19 protein-coding genes are annotated in these 18,131 nt (G+C 65.8%); 8 read left to right on the top strand and 11 right to left on the bottom strand.

All coding sequences use genetic code 11. The features are described 5' to 3' along the window. Nucleotides 1-36: 36 nt before the first annotated feature. Complete coding sequence (locus ETR14_RS09265) at nucleotides 37-2,100, bottom strand: NAD(+) synthase (RefSeq protein ID WP_129384345.1); 2,064 nt, start codon at nucleotides 2,098-2,100, stop codon at nucleotides 37-39. Beyond that, the gene (locus ETR14_RS09260) at nucleotides 2,097-2,597 is read right to left on the bottom strand and encodes a CinA family protein (protein WP_243455836.1); all 501 of its coding nucleotides are present in this window, start codon (nucleotides 2,595-2,597) and stop codon (nucleotides 2,097-2,099) included. The genes ETR14_RS09265 and ETR14_RS09260 overlap by 4 nt, the downstream gene beginning before the upstream one ends. 203 nt (nucleotides 2,598-2,800) lie before the next feature. Here ETR14_RS09260 and ETR14_RS09255 point away from each other — a divergent pair, with 203 nt between their 5' ends. Then, nucleotides 2,801-3,121, top strand: a complete 321-nt coding sequence (locus ETR14_RS09255; RefSeq protein ID WP_129384343.1) for a hypothetical protein — start codon at nucleotides 2,801-2,803, stop codon at nucleotides 3,119-3,121. A gap of 88 nt (nucleotides 3,122-3,209) precedes the next feature. Here the strand turns inward: ETR14_RS09255 and ETR14_RS09250 are convergent, their stop codons facing one another. The 4 genes from ETR14_RS09250 to ETR14_RS09235 all read right to left on the bottom strand — a co-directional run bounded on the left by ETR14_RS09250 (nucleotide 3,210) and on the right by ETR14_RS09235 (nucleotide 6,840). After that, the gene (locus tag ETR14_RS09250; RefSeq protein WP_129391616.1) at nucleotides 3,210-4,169 is read right to left on the bottom strand and encodes a polyprenyl synthetase family protein; all 960 of its coding nucleotides are present in this window, start codon (nucleotides 4,167-4,169) and stop codon (nucleotides 3,210-3,212) included. Nucleotides 4,170-4,297: 128 nt separating this feature from the next. After that, nucleotides 4,298-5,641: a HAMP domain-containing sensor histidine kinase gene (locus tag ETR14_RS09245; protein WP_129391613.1), complete on the bottom strand. Its 1,344-nt coding sequence runs from the start codon at nucleotides 5,639-5,641 to the stop codon at nucleotides 4,298-4,300. 118 nt (nucleotides 5,642-5,759) lie between these two features. Beyond that, complete coding sequence (locus tag ETR14_RS09240) at nucleotides 5,760-6,425, bottom strand: response regulator transcription factor (RefSeq protein WP_129384342.1); 666 nt, start codon at nucleotides 6,423-6,425, stop codon at nucleotides 5,760-5,762. A gap of 109 nt (nucleotides 6,426-6,534) precedes the next feature. Further along, a complete protein-coding gene (locus ETR14_RS09235) occupies nucleotides 6,535-6,840 on the bottom strand; it encodes a PepSY domain-containing protein (protein ID WP_243455835.1) in 306 nt (101 codons plus the stop codon). A 185-nt stretch (nucleotides 6,841-7,025) separates the two neighbouring features. Between ETR14_RS09235 and ETR14_RS09230 the strand changes: the two genes are divergently transcribed. Next, nucleotides 7,026-7,553 carry a hypothetical protein gene (locus ETR14_RS09230; protein ID WP_129384341.1) on the top strand — a complete coding sequence of 176 codons (528 nt, stop codon included), beginning with the start codon at nucleotides 7,026-7,028 and terminating at the stop codon, nucleotides 7,551-7,553. A 326-nt stretch (nucleotides 7,554-7,879) separates the two neighbouring features. On the opposite strand, the gene ETR14_RS09225 is transcribed toward ETR14_RS09230, so the two are convergent. From ETR14_RS09225 to ETR14_RS09210, 4 genes are all read right to left on the bottom strand, one after another. Further along, on the bottom strand, nucleotides 7,880-9,496 hold the full coding sequence (locus ETR14_RS09225; RefSeq protein ID WP_129391607.1) for an ATP-binding protein: 1,617 nt from the start codon (nucleotides 9,494-9,496) through the stop codon (nucleotides 7,880-7,882). Nucleotides 9,497-9,770: 274 nt separating this feature from the next. Beyond that, nucleotides 9,771-10,499, bottom strand: a complete 729-nt coding sequence (locus ETR14_RS09220) for a TIGR02186 family protein (protein WP_129384340.1) — start codon at nucleotides 10,497-10,499, stop codon at nucleotides 9,771-9,773. A 29-nt stretch (nucleotides 10,500-10,528) separates the two neighbouring features. Continuing rightward, nucleotides 10,529-11,440, bottom strand: coding sequence for a sulfite exporter TauE/SafE family protein (locus ETR14_RS09215; RefSeq protein ID WP_129384339.1), 912 nt, complete (start codon nucleotides 11,438-11,440; stop codon nucleotides 10,529-10,531). 66 nt (nucleotides 11,441-11,506) lie between these two features. Next, complete coding sequence (locus ETR14_RS09210; protein ID WP_129384338.1) at nucleotides 11,507-12,220, bottom strand: folate-binding protein YgfZ; 714 nt, start codon at nucleotides 12,218-12,220, stop codon at nucleotides 11,507-11,509. A 49-nt stretch (nucleotides 12,221-12,269) separates the two neighbouring features. On the opposite strand from ETR14_RS09210, the gene pyrC reads away from it, so the two are divergent. Further along, nucleotides 12,270-13,316 carry a dihydroorotase gene (gene pyrC / locus ETR14_RS09205; RefSeq protein ID WP_129384337.1) on the top strand — a complete coding sequence of 349 codons (1,047 nt, stop codon included), beginning with the start codon at nucleotides 12,270-12,272 and terminating at the stop codon, nucleotides 13,314-13,316. 193 nt (nucleotides 13,317-13,509) lie between these two features. On the opposite strand, the gene ETR14_RS29640 is transcribed toward pyrC, so the two are convergent. Then, entirely contained in the window at nucleotides 13,510-14,337 is an 828-nt protein-coding gene (locus tag ETR14_RS29640) for a cold-shock protein (protein ID WP_129384336.1), read from the bottom strand. A gap of 239 nt (nucleotides 14,338-14,576) precedes the next feature. On the opposite strand from ETR14_RS29640, the gene ETR14_RS09195 reads away from it, so the two are divergent. The 5 genes from ETR14_RS09195 (at nucleotide 14,577) to lptB (ending at nucleotide 18,130) form a co-directional block, all read left to right on the top strand. Further along, a complete protein-coding gene (locus ETR14_RS09195; protein WP_129384335.1) occupies nucleotides 14,577-15,395 on the top strand; it encodes a TerC family protein in 819 nt (272 codons plus the stop codon). A gap of 43 nt (nucleotides 15,396-15,438) precedes the next feature. After that, nucleotides 15,439-16,056 (top strand): ribonuclease D, encoded by a 618-nt coding sequence (locus ETR14_RS09190; protein WP_129384334.1) that lies wholly within the window; start codon nucleotides 15,439-15,441, stop codon nucleotides 16,054-16,056. Between the two features lie 19 nt (nucleotides 16,057-16,075). After that, nucleotides 16,076-16,714: an LPS export ABC transporter periplasmic protein LptC gene (gene lptC, locus ETR14_RS09185; RefSeq protein WP_129384333.1), complete on the top strand. Its 639-nt coding sequence runs from the start codon at nucleotides 16,076-16,078 to the stop codon at nucleotides 16,712-16,714. Nucleotides 16,715-16,719: 5 nt separating this feature from the next. Then, nucleotides 16,720-17,244 carry an LptA/OstA family protein gene (locus ETR14_RS09180; protein WP_129384332.1) on the top strand — a complete coding sequence of 175 codons (525 nt, stop codon included), beginning with the start codon at nucleotides 16,720-16,722 and terminating at the stop codon, nucleotides 17,242-17,244. Between the two features lie 106 nt (nucleotides 17,245-17,350). Further along, entirely contained in the window at nucleotides 17,351-18,130 is a 780-nt protein-coding gene (gene lptB, locus ETR14_RS09175; RefSeq protein WP_129384331.1) for an LPS export ABC transporter ATP-binding protein, read from the top strand. Nucleotide 18,131: the final 1 nt, after the last annotated feature.

The following is an 18,131-nucleotide window of genomic DNA, read 5'->3' as shown; positions in this document are numbered from 1 at the left end:
GACCGTTTCGGCGCCGTACCCGAATCGACGCGCGGATCATGACTCTTCGAAGGCGCTCTTGAGCTCGTCCAGCCAGGGCTTGGCGGTGCCGTCGGCGGGCGCGCGCCAATCGCCTCTCGGGCTGAGGCTGCCGCCGGCGGAGACCTTCGGCGAATTGGGGATGGCGGTGCGCTTGAACTGACTGATCTGAAAGAAGCGGAACAGGAATACTTCAAGCCATTTGCGGATCGTCGCCAGATCGTAACTGCGCTTCAGCTGCTCGGGATATCCGACCGGCCACAGGCCGCGCTCGACGTCGCCCCAGGCCTGCCAGGCAAGAAAGGCGACCTTCGACGGCGCCTGACCCGATCGCAGGATGTGGAACAAGAAGAAATCGTGCAGTTCGTAGGGGCCGATCTTGTCCTCGGTCGACTGCATCTCCTCGTCCTCGCCGGCGGGGATCAGCTCCGGTGAAATCTTCGTCATCAGGATCGCGTCGAGGATCCGGTTGGTGTCTTCGTCGAACTGGCCGGTCTTGATCGCCCAGCGGACGAGATACTGGATCAGCGTTTTGGGCACGCCGGCATTCACGCCATAATGGCTCATCTGATCGCCGACCCCGTAAGTCGACCAGCCGAGCGCGACTTCGGAGAGGTCTCCGGTGCCGACGACGAAGCCGCTGCGCTGATTGGCGAGGCGGAAGAGATAGTCGGTGCGCAAGCCCGCCTGCACGTTCTCGAAAGTGATGTCGTAGACCGCCTCGCCCGTCTCGCCCCTGGCGAACGGATGGCCCATGTCGGTCAGCATCTGCATCGCGGCGGGCCGGATGTCGATCTCCTCGCCGACGATGCCGAGCGCCTTCATCAGCGCCCAGGCGTTCGACTTGGTGGTGTCGCCGGTGGCGAAGCCCGGCATGGTGAAGCCGAGAATGGTCGACCGGGGCAGCTTCAGATAGTCGCACATCTTCGCCGCGACGATCAGCGCATGGGTGGAATCCAGGCCGCCCGAGACGCCGATGACGAGATGCTTGCCCGAGGTCGTGGTGAAGCGCTTGGCGAGGCCCTGGACCTGGATGTTGAAGGCCTCGTAGCAATCCTGATCGAGCTGCTCGATGCGATTGGGCACGTAGGGGAAACGCCGCAGCAGGCGCTGGAAGCCGACGTCCTCGAAGCTCGGGCGATGCGCGAAGCGGATGCGGCGGACCCGCTTTTCCGGATGGCCGGCGGCGACGGCGTTGTCGTTGAAGGTCGGCATGCGCATGCGTTCAAGCCGGAGCCGCTGGACGTCGACATCGGCGACGCACAATTCCGGCTCCATGTCGAAGCGGTTCGATTCCGCCAGCAATTCCCCGAGCTCGTAGATCGCGCTCTGACCGTCCCAGGCAAGATCGATGGTGCTCTCGCCCGGCCCCGACGCGGCGTAGACGTAGGCGGCGCAGCAGCGGCTCGCCTGCGAGGCGCAGAGCAATTTGCGTTCGTCGGCCTTGCCGATGGTGATGTTCGAGGCCGAAAGGTTGCACAGGATCAACGCTCCCGCGAGCGCGCCGTGGGTGGAGGGCGGCTGAGGCGCCCAATAATCCTCGCAGATCTCGACGTGGAAGATGAAGTCGGGAAGGTCCTCGGCCTCGAACAGCAGGTCGGTGCCGAACGGCACGTTGCGCCCGGCCACCGCGATCGAAAGCCCCTCGAGCCCGACGCCGGACACGAACCAGCGTTTTTCGTAATATTCGCGGTAATTGGGCAGGAAGCTCTTCGGCACCACGCCCAGGATCTCGCCGCGCGAGACGATCACCGCGCAATTGTAGAGGCGGCCGTTGCGGCGGAGTGGCGCACCGAGCACCAATATGGGAGCAAGCGCCGCCGTGTCCGCGCAGATGCGGGCGACCCCCGCCTCGACCGCGTCCAGAAACGCCTCCTGCAGGAGCAGGTCGTCGACGGCGTAGGAGGAGATGTTGAGTTCCGGGAACACCACCAGGTCGCAGCCGCGCGCGTCGGCATCCCTGGCAAGGGCGATCGTCTGATCGATGTTGAAGGAGACGTCGCCGGCGGAGCCGGTCGGGCTGGCCGCCGCGGTCCGGACGAAGCCGTGGCGGTGAAGGGCGGCAAAAGCGGCGTTGGTCACAGCATCTCCGTCATCATTTCAATTGCCGTTTGCATGCATTTGACGCGTGTAGCACCGCGGCCGCCGGGGCCGAAATGCTCCTCGCGGTGGAGGGTGGTGCGTCCGGCCCGGGCGCAGCCGAAATGAACCAGGCCCGGTTCATCGCCGAAGTCGGCAAAGCCGGTGATCGACAGAGCGATGTTGGCGCGCGAGCGCGTCAGCGCGCCTTCGGCCATGGCGATCGCCACCTCTTTCGAGACGGCGCCCTTGTCGTCGATCAGGGCGATCGGCACGCCGAGCATCTCCGCCTTGGCTTCGTTGGTGTAGGTGACGAAGCCGCGATCGAAGGCATGGGCGACGCCTTTCACGTCGGTGAGGAGGGACGCGAGCATCCCGCCGGTGCAGCTTTCGGCGGTGGCGAACATCAGATCGCGCTCGCAGGCCTTGGCAAGCAGGCGCCTTGTGGCCTCCTCGGTTTCGTTCGGCAGGAGCGGAGAAAGGGTCTCGGTGTCGTTCAAGGCGTCCTCGCCGGGTCGTTTGGCACAGGGAACCCGGCGCTCGGCCCGAATGTTCCCGGCAGCAAGGATGGAGTCACTTGCTGGCTTCGAACTTGATTTCGCCCGCGGGCGTGCGTCTTGCCAGCAATGCGGCATTGATGCAGCAAGCGGACATTTGGGGGCGCGGAGAACGCGATCCCCGATTTTGACAGGGAGGTTTGAGCATGGCGTGGAGCCGTAATCGTACGATCGTCGGCGTGGCTGCGGCCGCCGCTGCCGGTCTTGGCTATTATGCGGTGCAACTCGTCCGCAGCCGCGGCGGGCTTGCGACGCTTTGGGGCGGCGGCACCCGGCCGCTGCACCGCGCGGGCAGCGCTGCGCTGGCGGGAGACGGCGCGGAGGGCGTGGTCGGCCATTCCGGTGCCGCCCGCGATGCAGGCGCGGACTCGATGCGGGATCCGCCGGAGCGGTGGAGCGCCACCGACGAAGCGATCGACGAGACTTTTCCGGCCAGCGACCCGGCGCCGGCCAAATTCGTCGACTAAGCTTCGATTCCGGCGATCGGATGCGGTTTCGGCCCCGCCGCGCGTCGCGGCGGGGCCGTTTTCTTGAGTCTGGAGCCGCGCCGTGCGGTCAGTAGGCGCGGGAGATCGCGAACTCGACCGCTTCGACCAGAGCCGCCTTGGCGCTGCCGTTCGGGAACGGGCCAAGCGCGTCGATCGCGCGCTGACCATAGGTCCGCGCCCGAGCGATGCTGTCCTCGATGGCGCGGTGCCGGTGCAGCAAGCCGGTCGCATGGGCGAGATCCTCGTCGCTGGTGCGGCTTCCTTCCATCGCTGCCCGCCAGAAGCGGCGCTCGTCCTCGTCGCCGCGCGCAAAGGCCAGGATCACCGGCAGGGTGATCTTGCCGTCGCGGAAATCGTCGCCGACGCCCTTGCCCATCGTCTCCGCGTCGGAGACGTAGTCGATCGCGTCGTCGATCAGCTGAAAGGCGATGCCGAGATTGCGGCCATAGCTGTCGAGCGCCTGCTCGGCCGCTTCATCGCGCTCGGCGACGACCGCCGCGATCCGGCACGCGGCGGCGAACAAAGCGGCGGTCTTGGCGCTGATGATCTCGAGATACTGGTCTTCGCCGGTCTCGACGCGGCGCTGGGCGGTGAGCTGGTTGACCTCGCCTTCCGCGATCACGTTGGAAGCGCGCGACAGGATCCGCAGCACCTTGAGGCTGCCGTCCTCCACCATCAGTTCGAAGCTGCGCGAGAACAGAAAGTCGCCGACCAGCACGCTGGCCGGGTTGCCCCAGATGATGTTGGCGGTGCGGCGGCCGCGGCGCAGGCCCGAACCGTCGACGACATCGTCGTGGAGCAGGGTGGCGGTATGGATGAACTCCACGGCGGCGGCGAGCTTGTGGTGGCGGGCACCGCCATAGTCCAGCAGCCTGGCGCAGGCGAGAGTCAGCATCGGCCGCATCCGCTTGCCGCCGCCGGCGATCAGATGACCGGCAAGCTCTGGAATGAGGGAGACGTCGCTCTGCATCCGGTCGAGGATGACGCTGTTGACGTGATGGAGGTCCGCGGCGACCAGCTGGATCATCGGATCGAGCGACGGGGCGCGTGCGGAACCGATGGGATGGACGGTGGCGCTCACGCGCGCGATGTGCGCGCTGCCTTCGCAAAAGGCAAGGCTGCTGGGGTGAAAGTGATGGCCGGGCAGGCGGGCCGTTACGCCGCGCAGAGCGGCAGTTTCAGCCGCGCGAGCAGGCCGCCCAGATCCTCGCTTTCCTCGAGCGCGATACCGCCGCCGTAGATTTCGGCGACATCGCGAACGATCGCGAGGCCGAGGCCGGTGCCGGGCTTGCCGGTGTCCAGCCGCGCGCCGCGCGCGAAGATCGAGACCCGTTCCGCCTCCGGGATCCCGGTGCCGTCGTCTTCGACTTCGACCTCGACGCATTTGGGCGTCGTCTTCACCGTCACGAAGACCCGGCCGCCGCCATATTTGGCGGCATTCTCGATCAGGTTGCCGAGCATCTCGTCGAGATCCTGACGTTCGACCCGAACCGCCGCCTTCTTGTCGCCGGCGAGATCGATCGTCACATTTTCATACAGCCTGCTCACCGCCCGTTCGACCGAGACCAAAGCGGGCCAGACGTCGGAGCGGGCCTGCGTGCTCGATCGGCGGCCGATCGCACGGGCGCGGGCGAGGTGGTGATCGACCTGGCGACGCATCGTCGTCGCCTCGCGGCACACCGTTTCCGGCAGGTCGGTACTGCCCGCCGTTGCCGCATTGGTGATGACGGTGAGCGGAGTCTTGAGCGCATGGGCGAGATTGCCGGCGTGGGTCCTCGCTTCTTCCGCCTGCTGCTCGTTATGCGCGAGCAAGGCGTTCAGCTCGTCCTTGAGCGGCTCGATCTCTCGCGGGAAGCGCTCGTCGATCCGCGAGCGCTCGCCGGAGCGAATCGCGACGATCGCCTGCCGCACGCGGCGCAGGGGCCATAGCCCGTAGACCGCCTGAAGCGCGGCGAGCACGAGCAGGCCGAAGCCGAGCACGCCGAAGGCGCGGACCAATGTCTTGCGCAGTTCGTCGATCTGATCGTCGAGGATCTCCCGGTTCTGCGCGACCTGGAACCGCCAGCGGAGGGCAGACCCCGGGATGCGCACGTCGCGCTCGACGATGCGCAGCGTTTCGTCCGGGAATTCCTGGCTGTTGTAGACGTGGACATCGAAATCATTGTGGCGGCTGCTCACCTGCAGCCGGCGGTCCCAGAGCGAGCGCGACGGGAAATCGAGATCGACATTGCCGGCGGCGCCGGTCGCGGCCTTGCCGCCGGCGACGCTGATCTGGAAATACAAACCGGAATTGGGCTCGATGAAGCGCTGGTCGGCGGGCGGCCGGTTGAGATAGGCCTCGCCGTCGGGCCCGATCTCAGCCGACGCAATCAGCGCATTCAGCGAATATTCGAGCCCGCCGTCGAACGAGCGGGTGAGTTCCCGGGTGAGCACGCGGTCGAGCGCGTAACCGCCGACGCCGAGCAGCAGCAGGATCCAGATCGCGGACACGACGATCATCCGCCGCGTCAGAGATCCGGTGCCGCCGGAGGCCTTGTTCTTGAACGTGCGCCAGCTCAGCACAGGCAGCTCCTGCGGTGCGATCGCGCGCGCGGCGAAAGGCAGTCGCCGGACAAGCTCAGCCGATCGGCTCTTCCAGCGAGTAGCCGAGGCCGCGGATGGTGGTGATCACGTCGGGGCCGAGCTTCTTGCGGATGCGGGTGACGAACACCTCGATCGTGTTCGAATCCCGATCGAAATCCTGATCGTAGATATGCTCGATCAGCTCGGTGCGGGAGACGACCTTGCCCTTGTGGTGCATCAGGTAGGAGAGCAATTTATACTCCTGCGCGGTGAGCTTCACCGGCTCGCCGTTCAACGTCACCTTGCCCGATCGGGTGTCGAGCCGCACGTCACCGGCGGTCAGCTCCGACGAGGCGTTGCCCGAAGCGCGGCGGATCAGCGCCCTGAGGCGCGCGATCAGTTCTTCGGTCTGAAAGGGTTTGGCGAGATAATCGTCTGCGCCGGCGTCGAGGCCGGCAACCTTGTCCGACCAGCTGTCGCGCGCGGTCAGCACCAGAACCGGAACCACCATGCCGTCCTTGCGCCACCGATCGAGAACGGTGAGCCCGTCCACCTCGGGGAGGCCGAGATCGAGAATGATCGCGTCGTAGGTTTCGGTCGACCCCAGATAATGGCCATCCTCGCCGTCGGTGGCGAGATCGACGGCATAGCCGGCGCCCTCCAGGGTGGCACGCAGCTGCCGTCCCAGATTAGGTTCGTCCTCGACGATCAGAACCCGCATTCCATTCCCCTATCCTGCACAACCGTCCCGTCCAACCAGCGCCAGCGCCAATTGGTTTCATCACCGAAAGAATGGAAATGCTGCGCCAGGGCGCCTTTGCCAAGGGGAATCAGAAACCGGACTTGCCGAGCACCTGCCCGGTGCGGGCGTCGACGTCGATCCAGACGACCTGCGGGCCGCGCATGAATTTGAGGCGATAGCGGCCGGCGGACGGATCCAGTTCCGGGCCGAGGTAGGTGAAGCCGCGCATCTGGGGCACAATGCGCGCTTCGATCTGCCGCAGCGGCACGAAGCTGCCGTCCTGCGTCGCCCTGAATGCCGCATCCTGCTCACGGTCGCGCGGGCGCGAATCCGCGCTCCCGGGGGCGAGACCGGAGACGGCGACGGCCAACAGCAGGGATGCGCGAAGAATCATCGAACAAGTTTCTCTATTTGCTTGCGGATTTGCATAAGGTTCGGCCCTTGAACAGCCTGTGAATGCAATTCCGGTTCGGCCGCGCCGAGGCGGCGCTCGAAATGCACCTGCCATCGGCTTTTCGCTTGGATCCGCGCCGCCGGCATGCTTGTGGCGGCGGCATGGCTGGACGGAGAGGATCAAGGATGCGGACGATCGGACGAATGGCGGCGCTTGGAACCGCGATGTTGGCCGCGGCCTGCGTGCCCAAGCCGCAGCCTGAAACCGCTCCGCCGCCCCGGCCCCAAGCGCCTGCACCGCTGGCTCCGCCGGCCGTGCCGCCGCCGCCACCGCGCGCGTGGTCGGATCTCGCGCTCACCCCTGGGAACTGGGCCTATGGCAGCGCCGCCGACGGCAGCCGCGCGACCTTCGGGCCGACGGCGGCCAATCCGCTTTTCGTCGTCCGCTGCGATCGTGCCGGCCGCCGGGTAATGCTCACCAGGTCCGGTGCCGGTACGGGCCAGATGGTGGTGCGCACCTCCTACGGCAGCCGTTCGCTTCCGGTGGCTGCCGGCGCTGGGGGCATCACCGCCACCTTGCCCGCCACCGATCCCTTGCTCGATCAGATCGCGTTCAGCCGCGGCCGCTTCACAATCGATGTCGCGGGCCTTCCCGAACTCGTGATTCCCGCCTGGCCGGAGCCGGCGCGGGTGACCGAGGATTGCCGAAACTGAGACTGAGGGGGAGTGCCGAGCTTTCGGCACGAAGCGAAAAGTCTAACGTCAAAAAAGATGAATACAAGACTTGCGGCGCGAATCGGGATGATTCATCCTTGCCCCGTACTCAACAAGCGAAAGGAGGTGATCCGATGTCTCATGGTTCAGCAGTGAGGTCGGTTCTGCTCGTTCGGGGGATGAAAGCGTAAGCTTTTCATAGTCTTCCGGGCTGGAGCTTCCGGCCGCTGACCATGTCTGCAAGGGCCGTCGGGAATACCCGGCGGCCCTTCGACGTACTTGGACCAGGATGTTCGCGCGGCCGGCTCCGCTTCGGTGAAGATTTGTCAGCGGCCTTGGCTGCGCCAGCGTTTGACGACGCGCTGAACCATCGCCTCCTCGTCGCCGGTCTGGCGCCACAATTCGGAGAAAGCAGGGTCGGACGAAGCGGGCCGGCGATCCCGCTCAAGATCGTCGAACGACACGCGGATCGGAATCGACACGCCCTCGCCGCACACGATGCACTCGCGGTTGCGCAGCGCCGGGATCGTATCGAGGAAGCCGCGCGCGCCTTCGGGCATGGCGCTCTTGACGAAGGCCTGGTCGCGTTCGTTGTTGAGGCGCATCGCGATGATCGTGCCGCATTGGGAAAGCACGCCCTCGGCAAGATCCGACGGACGCTGGGTGATGAGGCCGAGCGCGACCCCGTATTTGCGGCCTTCCTTGGCGATCCGCTCGAGGATCTTGCGCACCGCCTGACCGGCACTGGACGTGTCGGACGGAACGTAGCGATGCGCTTCTTCGCAGACCAGCAGAACCGGGCGCGGCACTTCGTTGCGAGACCAGATCGCATAATCGAAGACGAGCCGGGCCAGCATCGCCACCACCACCGAGACGATGTCGGACGGAACGCCGGAAACGTCGATGATCGAGATCGGCTTGCCGCGTGCGGGCAGTCGAAAGATCTTGCCGATGAAGGTGGTCATCGAATCGGCTATCAGCATGCCCGAGAACATGAACTGGTAGCGCGGATCGGCCTTGAGCTCGTCGATCTTGCCCTTGAGCCGCATGTAGGGCGCAGTGTCGGTCGCCTTGTTGAGCAGCCCCATCTCGTTGGTGATGGCGCTGGTCAGGTCCGACAGGGTGTAGGGGATCGGCGAATCGACCGTCAGCTTGTTGAGGCCCTCGGCCGCGCGATTCTTGGAGCGCGCCAGGAGCAGGCACTTGGCGAGGATGTCCATGTCCCGCTGCCGCTCGGCGCCCTGGGAAGTGATGAACACCTCGCAATGCTCTTCGAAGTTCATCAGCCAGTAGGGCATGGCGAGATTGTCGACGTTGTAGAGCTCGCCGGTCGATTTGAATGCCGCCGAATATTCGCCGTGCGGATCGATCATCACGATATGCCCCTCGGGGGCCAACTCGCAGATGCGATGCATGATCAGCGCCGCCGACGTCGACTTGCCGGTGCCGGTGGAGCCCAGCAGGGCGAAATGCTTGCCGAGCAGCGCATCCACGTAGAGCGCACCGCGCACGTCCTTGGTCGGGTAGACGGTGCCGATCTCGATATGGGCGCGTTCGTCGGCGGCGAACATCTGCTTCATGTCGTCGCCGCTGACGGGATGAACGCGCGATCCCGGCGAGGGATAGACGGTGATGCCGCGGCGAAAGTTGATCAGCCGGCCGCTCTGATCATGCTCTTCGCCCTCCCCGAGGAAATCGACGTCAGCGATCACCGAGGCGTTTTCGGCATTGCCGAGGCGGAGCGTGCGGACCGCGGCGAGCAGCCAGCGCGAGGCGACTTCGACCTTCACATGGCCACCGACCTGGCCCGACAGGGCCACCGACGGATCCGAGTCGAGCGAAAGCTGGTTCAGTCGATCGAGGTCGAGTTCGATGCGGGCGCCGCCGCCGCCGATCTCGCTGACTCGGCCGATCGGGCCTTGCTGCCGCCGCGGGGAAGGCATCGGCTGGATAGTCGGTGCGGTTTCCTCGCCGACATCGGCATGCGGAAAGCTCGGGAACTGGATCATGTCGGTCATAAGGTGAGGCGCGCTCCGGTCCGTGTCTCAGGCGGCGGCTCTACCGCGAAATGGGTAAACAACTGATTTCGGCGGCTTCTCTCCCGCTGCCGCGCACGGCCACGGCGCGTCCCTCCTCAGCTCGCGGCGGTAGTCCAAGTCACTGCGATCGCAGAGATTTCCTGCCTTCCGGAAGTGTGCCGGAATGCCGCGGCCACGATCAGCTTCGTCGGAAGAAGGCGCTGGCGGACCAGCCGAGGAAGAGGGAAAGCGAGACCGAGACGAGCCCGTAAGTGAAGGACCAGCGATCCGCCGCGGTCGCTACGAATCGCTCAAAGCCGAGCTTCTCGATTCGGATCTCCCGCACGGCACCGGCGAGGATGCGGCCGTCCCGGATCAGAAACGTCTCCGCCGTATAATTGCCGACGGGCACCCGGGCCGGAATGTTGACGCGGGCGCGGTAGAGAACGCCTTCGCTGATCTGAACCCCGCGCGGATCCTCGAAATAGAGCTGGCGGCGCTGCATCAGATCGATCAGCCCGGCTTCGAACCGCCGCTGGACATCCGGTGCGGCGCCCGTTCCGGGCGACAATTGCAGATTCTGCAGGCCGAGTTCGTAGATGGCGGCGGTGCGTTCGTCGACCATCTGGGACAGCGGGCGCGACGAGGCGACCGCGTAGAATGACGGCGCCGAGCGGAAGCGGGCACTCTCGACGTTCATCCAGATGCCGGCCACTTTCTGCTTCTCGCGGAGCACGAGCGGCTCGACGGGGCCCTTCACCACGACGACGATCTCGGCGCCCTCACGCGGTGGCCGCCCGCCGGGATAGACGATTGCGCCGAACAGCAGCAGTTCGGCGCCGGTGAACGAATATTGGATGTCGATCCGGCTCTGCGAGACATCGGGCACGAGCTTGGGTTCGGTCGCGCCGAGGACGAGTGGCAGCATCAGGGCAAGCAAGGCGCATCGCACCCTGCTCACAGCAGCTGCACCGTATAGATTTCCTCGGGCTTCCAGCCGAGGCCGATCGCCATGCGCGCTGCGACCGCAAGGATGATGATCGCCAGGAACATGCGCAGCAATTCCGGCTTCACCTTCTGCGCGAACCGGGCCCCGAACTGGGCGCCGATCACCGACCCTAGCAGAAGCAGACCGGCGAGGACGATGTCGACGGACTTGGTGGTGGTGGCGTGGATGAGCGTGGTCGCGGCGGTCACGAACAGGATCTGGAGCAGGGACGTGCCGACCACCACCTGAGCCGACATGCCGAGCATGTAGATCATTGCCGGGACCATGATGAAGCCGCCGCCGACGCCGAGCAGGACCGTCAGCATGCCGCCGACGATGCCGAGCAGCAGCGGCGCGAGAGGCGAGATGTAGAGGCCCGATTGGTAGAAGCGCCACCGCAGCGGCAGCATGGCGATGAGCGGATTGTGGCGGCGTGCCGGCTTGGTCGTCTGCTTCTTCCGGAAGAGTTCGAGTTCGGTACCCGATTCCTTGGCCATCAATATGCCGATGCTGCCGAGCAGGACGACGTAGAGGATCGCGATCGCCGTATCGATCTGGCCAAGCTGCTGGAGCAGGCGGAAGATCGCGCCGCCCGCGGACGCGCCGATCAGGCCGCCGACGATGATGACGCCGCCCATGCGATAGTCGACGCCTTTCCGCCGCCGATGGGCGAGCACGCCGGAGACGCTGGTGCCGGTGATCTGGGTGGTCGCAGAGGCGACCGCGACCGCCGGCGGAATGCCGTAGAAGATCAGGATCGGCGTGGTCAGAAAGCCTCCGCCGACGCCGATCATTCCGGTGAGCAGGCCGACCACGCCGCCAAGGGCGATGATCACCAACGCATTCACGGACAGCCCGGCGACGGGGAGGTAAATATCCACGGCGGGACGTTAGCCGCAGACGGAGCGCGAAAACACCCGGAATTCCGGGTTTCTCGGCGACGTGCCTCAGGTCAATGCGGCGGCAAGCCAGTTCGGGATGATCGCGCCGGCGAGATCATCGATGCGGCGATGCTCGACCGCCAGGCCGAGGTCCGGATAGTGGATCCGCGTCCGCTCGCCTGCACCGTCGGTCGGCACGACGACCAAGCGGCGATTGACCTTGGACCGATAATTCATGCGTGCCGTATTCTCCTGCCCGACATAGCAGCCCTTGGTGAAGCTGACGCCGTTCAGCTCGGCAGCATTGCATTCGAGCCAGAGCGTCTTGTCGGAGCCGAGCTCCGCCCGGCCTTCGGTGACGCCGAGCGCAAGCCGATGCGCGCGCCAGCCTTCGGCCGGCGCGTCGGCGGGGCCGAGCCAGCGGCGGCCGAGCTCCGCCAGGCGCGGATCCGGGACGCCCGCTTCGCCCTCGGGCGCCCAATGCACGGCCAAGGCCGGCTCCGGCTCGATCCGTATCTTGCGGCGCAGGCGGTACAGCGTCAGCCGCCGGGCGAGCTCGACCGCCGCGTCGGCCTCGCAATCGATCAGCACGTCGGCGCCGTCCTGCCACAGGATGAAATCGAACAACGCCTTGCCCTGGGGCGTGAGCAGGCCCGCCCAGGACGGGGTCTCCGGCGTCACTCGGGTCATGTCGTTGGTGACGAGGCCCTGAAGAAAGCCTGAAAGGTCCTCGCCCGACAGGCGGAGGAGCGAGCGGTCGATGAGGGTGGTCGCGGCCATGCTCCCTTGATAGGCACGGCGCGACCGAAACTGAAGCCGGGCAGCCGTCATGACCGATCCGAAGCGACTCATTCTCCGCCGCCCCGACGACTGGCACGTCCATCTGCGCGACGGCGCCATGCTCGATGCGGTGACCGCCTATACGGCGCGCCAATTCCGTCGGGCGATCGTGATGCCCAATCTCACGCCGCCGATCACCACGGTAGCCGCGGCGCAAGCCTATCGGGACCGGATCCGCGCCGCGGCCGCGGGCACCGCGTTCACTCCGCTGATGACCCTCTATCTGACCGACGATGCCGATCCTGCAGAGATCGAGGCAGGGCATGCTGCCGGGATCTTCACCGCCGCCAAGCTGTACCCGGCCAACGCCACCACCAATTCGGCGCATGGCGTGACCGATGTCCGCAACATCCGTGCTGCGCTGGAGACGATGCAGCGGATCGGCATGCCGCTTCTGATTCACGGCGAGGTGACCGATCCCGATGTCGATATATTCGATCGGGAAAAGGTCTTCATCGACCGGGTCTTCACCACCCTCTTGCGAGACTTCCCCGCGCTCAAGATGGTGTTCGAGCACATCACCACCCGGGATGCCGCCGAGTTCGTGGCAGCGACCGGACCGAACGTTGCGGCGACGATCACCCCGCAGCATCTCCATATCAATCGCAATGCGATCTTCGCCGGCGGGCTCCGGCCCCATTTCTATTGCCTGCCTGTCGCTAAACGAGAGGAGCATCGGCTTGCCGTCCGGCGCGCCGCCGTCTCGGGCTCTCCCAAATTCTTTCTCGGCACGGACAGCGCCCCGCACGCCGTCGAGCGCAAGGAATCCGGTTGCGGATGCGCCGGGATCTTCAACGCGCCTTATGCGATCGAAAGCTACGCCGCGGTCTTCGACGAGGAAGGCGCGCTCGATCGGCTCGAGGCGTTCGCCTCCGAGCATGGCGCGCGCTTCTACGGTTTGCCGCTCAATGAGGACCGGATCGTTCTGGAGCGTTCCCCGGCGCCGGTTCCCGACAGCCTTCCGGCCGCCGATACCCGCCTGGTGCCGTTCCACGCAGGCGAGACGCTGGCGTGGCGCTATGTCGGGCCCGCCTAGAGCAGGATTATATCAGCTGGATCAGCCTGATTCCGGGACCGCCCTCATTCCTGATGTAGAGCCTCATCCACATTCTAGGTCGGGGCTACGCGCCGACCTGAATTGATCAGGCTTGGGGCATCTGGAGCAGGCAAAGAAAAGGCCCGGTCACTGCACGAGTGACCGGGCCTTGACCGTTCAGGCTGAGGTCCGCTTACTGGAGCGGCTGCAAGTTCACGGCGGCAGTCTTGCCGCGGCGATCGACTTCCAGTTCGAACTCGACCCGGTCGCCCTCGTTGAGGCTGCTCATGCCGGCACGCTCGACGGCCGAAATGTGGACGAACGCATCGGGCTGTCCGTCGTCGCGGCTGATGAAGCCGAAGCCCTTCATCGCGTTGAAGAACTTGACGGTGCCCTGCGCCTTCTCGCCGGTCAGCTGACGCTGCGGGCCGCCGCCGAAGCCGCCGGCAGCGCCGCCCGGACCAGCGCGAGGCTCGCGCGGTGCGCGCTCTTCGACCGCCATCGGCTCGCCCTCGATCTTGAGGTCGGTCGCCGAGATCCGGCCGCCGCGATCGACCAGCGTGAACTCGAGCGGCTGGCCGTCGGCCAAACCGGTGAGACCTGCCTGCTCGACCGCCGAGATGTGCACGAACACGTCCTCGCCGCCATCGTCACGGACGACGAAGCCGAAGCCCTTCTGAGCGTTGAAGAATTTGACGACGCCCTTGCCTTGGCCGACGACCTGCGGGGGCATGCCGCCGCCGCCGCGGCCGCCGCCGAAACCACCGCCGCCGCCGCCAAATCCGCCGCCGCCGCCGCCACGATAGCCGCCGCCACCGCCGCCGCGATCACCGAAGCCGCCGCCGCCGCCGAATCCGCCGCGATCGCCGTAACCGGGACCGCTGCTGCGATAGCCGCCGCCACCGCGATCATCGAAGCCGCCGCCGCCGCCACCACCGTAAATGTCGTCGCCGCCGAAGCCGTCGCGCTTGTCTCTGCCGCGCCCGCCGCGCTCACCGCGGCGCCCTCTGTCAAAACCCATGCCGTCTAATACTTTCCAGCGCCCAACTTCTCCACCAGAACCACCGCGCTGGGCTGCTCGCGCAAAGGCCTTTTGCGCCAGTCTTCGGCGCATTGCCGTCTCTAATAACCCAAAAATCAGCAATGGGCGAGGGGATTCGGTTCACCGTGCATTGAAACTTCGCCTCTGCGCTGAAGGGCTGGCTCGGGCAGCTTCCGTCGTGCATGGATCGCTGAGGAAAAGCAGCTACGGAAAACAGAATGGACGGGATTTCTGCGCTTCTCGCCGATCCGGCCGCATGGGCCGCGCTCGTTACCCTGATCGTCATGGAGGTGGTGCTCGGCATAGACAATCTGATCTTCATCTCGATCCTGTCGAACAAACTGCCGGAGGCGCAGCGGCAAAAGGCGCGCAAGATCGGAATCAGCCTTGCGCTGATTCTTCGGCTCGCTCTGTTGTTCTCGATCGCCTGGCTGGTCGGCCTCAAGGCGCCGGTGTTCGATCTCGGCATCACCGGGCCGGTCGGCGCCCACGGCGAGCCCGCATTCGAGACCAGTTTTTCCTGGCGCGATCTGATCCTCATCGCCGGCGGCCTGTTCCTGGTCTGGAAGGCGACCAAGGAAATACACCACAATGTCGATCCGGAACCCAATGGAGACGTGTTCGACACGGCCAGGGCGACACTCGGCTTCGGCGCCGCGATCGTCCAGATCCTGATGCTCGACATCGTCTTCTCGATCGATTCGATCCTGACGGCCGTGGGCATGACGGAGCATGTCGCGATCATGATGGTGGCGGTGGTGGTCGCAGTGACCGTCATGCTGGTCGCCGCGGATCCGCTGGCGAACTTCATCAATCGCAATCCGACGGTGGTGATGCTGGCGCTCGGCTTCCTGCTGATGATCGGCGCGGTGCTGATCGCCGACGGCTTCGGCGTGCACGTGCCGAAGGGCTATATATATGCCGCGATGGCGTTCTCGGCCGGCGTCGAGAGCCTCAACATCTTCGCACGTCGCCGCAAGGCGCGTGCGGCCGACCAGAAGGCCGGAGGCGGGAGCGGGGACGTGACTCGCCATTAAGCCGGGCATTGAGCCGGGGCCGCCTTGCGCCTAAGTCGGCCCCATGACTGTTCATTTCCACGAAGAAGATCTTCCCGAGGGCGTTCTCGCCGAGGGCCCCGTTGCCGTCGATACCGAAGCGATGGGGCTCCACCCCGGCCGCGACCGGCTGTGCGTGGTCCAGATTTCCGATGGCCGGGGCGACGAGCATCTCGTGCGTTTCGGGCCGCAGAGCGACTATTCGGCGCCCAATCTCAAGGCGATCCTCGCCGATCCCGGCCGGCTCAAGCTGTACCATTTCGCGCGTTTCGATCTCGCGATCATGGAGGCGTATCTCGGTGTCACAGCCGGACCGGTTTATTGCACCAAGACGGCATCGCGGCTGATCCGGACCTACACCGACCGGCACGGTCTCAAGGAACTCGTGCGCGAATTGCTCGGCACCGAAATCTCGAAACAGCAGCAATCCTCCGACTGGGGCGCGCCCGAGCTATCCGATGCGCAGAAGGAATATGCCGCCTCGGACGTACGCTATCTGCACCAGCTCCGCGAGAAGCTGGACGAACGGCTCGCCCGCGAGGGGCGGACCGCGCTCGCCCAGGCGTGCTTCGATTTCCTGCCGCATCGTGCTCGGCTCGATCTGGCCGGTTGGCCGGAAATCGACATCTTCGCCCACATCTGAGCAGGATCGAAGCAAGACCATGGCCGCACCGGGTGATCAGGAGAAGGGCGTGAAGCGCAGCTGGGCCGCGCCCGGCGGCCTGCACGACGTCCTGGTCAAGGCGTTGAAGGTGCTGCTGCCGGCCGGGATCGGCGTGCTGCTCGCTTATCTGCTGCTCTCGCCGCTCAGCAAGGATCGCGAGATCAGCTTTCTGCTCGACAAGAACAAGGTCGACGTGGCGGGCGAGCGGCTGAAGGTCCAGTCGGCGCAATATCGCGGCCAGGACAATCAGGGCCGGCCCTTCATGGTCAACGCCAACCGCGCATTGCAGGCGACGTCCAAGGATCCGATCGTCGACATAGACGGCATGTCTGCGGGAATTCTGCTGAGCGACGGCCCGGCGCGGATCGCCGCACCGAAGGCACGCTACAATATGGACGATCAGAAGGTCGACGTGCTCGGCCCGATCCTGGTCACCGCCGCCGATGGCTATCGGCTGGAAACCCGTGACGTCCAGGTCGATCTCAATCAGCACAAGGTCGTCGGCAATCGCGGCGTCGCGGGACAGATGCCGCTCGGACGCTTCACCGCGGCGCAGATGCAGGCGGATCTGCCCTCGCGCACCGTGGTTCTGAGCGGCAGGGCGCGCTTGCATATCGTTCAAGGGGGGCTCAGATGACCGGCATGAAGACGTTCCTTCTTGCCTTCGGCGCCACCGCTGCCGCCCTGATCGCCGCCGTCCCGGCGATCAGCCAGAGTTCGGCGCTCAAGGGCCACAACAGCAATGCGCCGGTCGACGTCGCCGCCGACCGGATCGAAGTGCAGGATCGCGCCGACCGCGCCGTCTTTTCCGGCAACGTCGTCGTCAAGCAGGCCGAGCTCACGCTCACCGCGCCCCGCCTTACCGTCGCCTATTCGAACAGCGGCGGTATCGAGATCGAGCGGATCGACGGCAGCGGCGGGGTAACGGTGCGGAGCCCGTCGGAGACCGCGTCCGGGCAGTTCGCCATCTACGACATCAACAGCCGGCTGATCACGCTGATCGGCAACGTCCATCTCGTCCGCGGCGACAGCAACGTCAGCGGGGGCCGTCTCGTCATCAATCTGCGCGACGGCACCGCGGTAATGGATGGCGGCGCTCCGGCGGGGGTCAAGTCGCAAGGGGGACGGGTGACGGGGACGTTCACCGTTCCGCAGCGACGCGACTGAGCCACGGCTTGGCGAAAAGCGGCGGCGGCGAGGGCCGGTCGCACGCCTTGCCGGTTGAGGCGCAGCCGCGACTGGCTTAAGCCCTTGCGAGACACACGGGATCTTCATGAACGACGCCAGCTTGATCGAACGACCGGAGGGATCCGCTTTTGCGGCGGATCCGTCGCGTGGCCTGTCCGTGGTCTCGATCGCGAAGAGCTACGATCGCAAGATCGTGCTGAAGGACGTGTCGCTCGGCGTCGACCGCGGCGAAGTGGTCGGCCTGCTCGGCCCCAACGGGGCGGGCAAGACCACCTGTTTCTATTCCGTTATGGGGCTGGTCCGGCCGGACAGCGGGCGGATCATCCTCGACGGTCAGGACATCACCGGGCTGCCGATGTATCGTCGTGCGATTCTCGGCCTCGGCTACCTTCCGCAGGAAACCTCCATTTTCCGCGGCCTTACCGTCGCGCAGAACATCATGGCGGTGCTCGAGGTCGCGGAGAAGGACAAGGCCAAACGGCGGGCGCGGCTGGAGCAATTGCTCGAGGAATTCCACATCGGCCACCTTCGCGATGCGCCGGCGATGGCGCTGTCGGGCGGTGAGCGCCGCCGCTGCGAGATCGCGCGCGCTCTCGCAGCCAACCCTTCGATCATGCTGCTCGACGAGCCGTTCGCCGGCATCGATCCGATCTCGATCTCGGACATCCGCGACCTGGTCAAGGAATTGAAGAAGCGCGACATCGGCGTGCTGATCACCGATCACAATGTTCGCGAGACGCTCGACATCGTCGATCGCGCCTGCATCATCTATGACGGCCAGGTGCTGTTCGCCGGCAGCCCCGAGGCGCTCGTCGCCGATCCCAACGTGCGCCGCCTCTATCTCGGCGAGAGCTTCGAGCTGTAGC

The sequence above is a fragment of the Sphingosinicella sp. BN140058 genome (genome assembly GCF_004135585.1).
Classification (GTDB): domain Bacteria; phylum Pseudomonadota; class Alphaproteobacteria; order Sphingomonadales; family Sphingomonadaceae; genus Allosphingosinicella.
Note: the sequence above shows the minus strand (reverse complement) of the source record. Positions and strands in the feature narration are given on the sequence as shown.

Excerpts from the sequence above, each read along its gene's own strand:
- ETR14_RS09255 (WP_129384343.1), top strand. The coding sequence starts at position 2,801 with ATGGCGTGGAGCCGTAATCGTACGATCGTCGGCGTGGCTGCGGCCGCC.
- ETR14_RS09250 (WP_129391616.1), bottom strand. The coding sequence starts at position 4,169 with ATGATCCAGCTGGTCGCCGCGGACCTCCATCACGTCAACAGCGTCATC.
- ETR14_RS09245 (WP_129391613.1), bottom strand. The coding sequence starts at position 5,641 with ATGATCGTCGTGTCCGCGATCTGGATCCTGCTGCTGCTCGGCGTCGGC.
- ETR14_RS09240 (WP_129384342.1), bottom strand. The coding sequence starts at position 6,425 with ATGCGGGTTCTGATCGTCGAGGACGAACCTAATCTGGGACGGCAGCTG.
- ETR14_RS09235 (WP_243455835.1), bottom strand. The coding sequence starts at position 6,840 with ATGATTCTTCGCGCATCCCTGCTGTTGGCCGTCGCCGTCTCCGGTCTC.
- ETR14_RS09230 (WP_129384341.1), top strand. The coding sequence starts at position 7,026 with ATGCGGACGATCGGACGAATGGCGGCGCTTGGAACCGCGATGTTGGCC.
- ETR14_RS09225 (WP_129391607.1), bottom strand. The coding sequence starts at position 9,496 with ATGCCTTCCCCGCGGCGGCAGCAAGGCCCGATCGGCCGAGTCAGCGAG.
- ETR14_RS09220 (WP_129384340.1), bottom strand. The coding sequence starts at position 10,499 with ATGCTGCCACTCGTCCTCGGCGCGACCGAACCCAAGCTCGTGCCCGAT.
- ETR14_RS09210 (WP_129384338.1), bottom strand. The coding sequence starts at position 12,220 with ATGGCCGCGACCACCCTCATCGACCGCTCGCTCCTCCGCCTGTCGGGC.
- pyrC (WP_129384337.1), top strand. The coding sequence starts at position 12,270 with ATGACCGATCCGAAGCGACTCATTCTCCGCCGCCCCGACGACTGGCAC.
- ETR14_RS29640 (WP_129384336.1), bottom strand. The coding sequence starts at position 14,337 with ATGGGTTTTGACAGAGGGCGCCGCGGTGAGCGCGGCGGGCGCGGCAGA.
- ETR14_RS09195 (WP_129384335.1), top strand. The coding sequence starts at position 14,577 with ATGGACGGGATTTCTGCGCTTCTCGCCGATCCGGCCGCATGGGCCGCG.
- ETR14_RS09190 (WP_129384334.1), top strand. The coding sequence starts at position 15,439 with ATGACTGTTCATTTCCACGAAGAAGATCTTCCCGAGGGCGTTCTCGCC.
- lptC (WP_129384333.1), top strand. The coding sequence starts at position 16,076 with ATGGCCGCACCGGGTGATCAGGAGAAGGGCGTGAAGCGCAGCTGGGCC.
- ETR14_RS09180 (WP_129384332.1), top strand. The coding sequence starts at position 16,720 with ATGAAGACGTTCCTTCTTGCCTTCGGCGCCACCGCTGCCGCCCTGATC.
- lptB (WP_129384331.1), top strand. The coding sequence starts at position 17,351 with ATGAACGACGCCAGCTTGATCGAACGACCGGAGGGATCCGCTTTTGCG.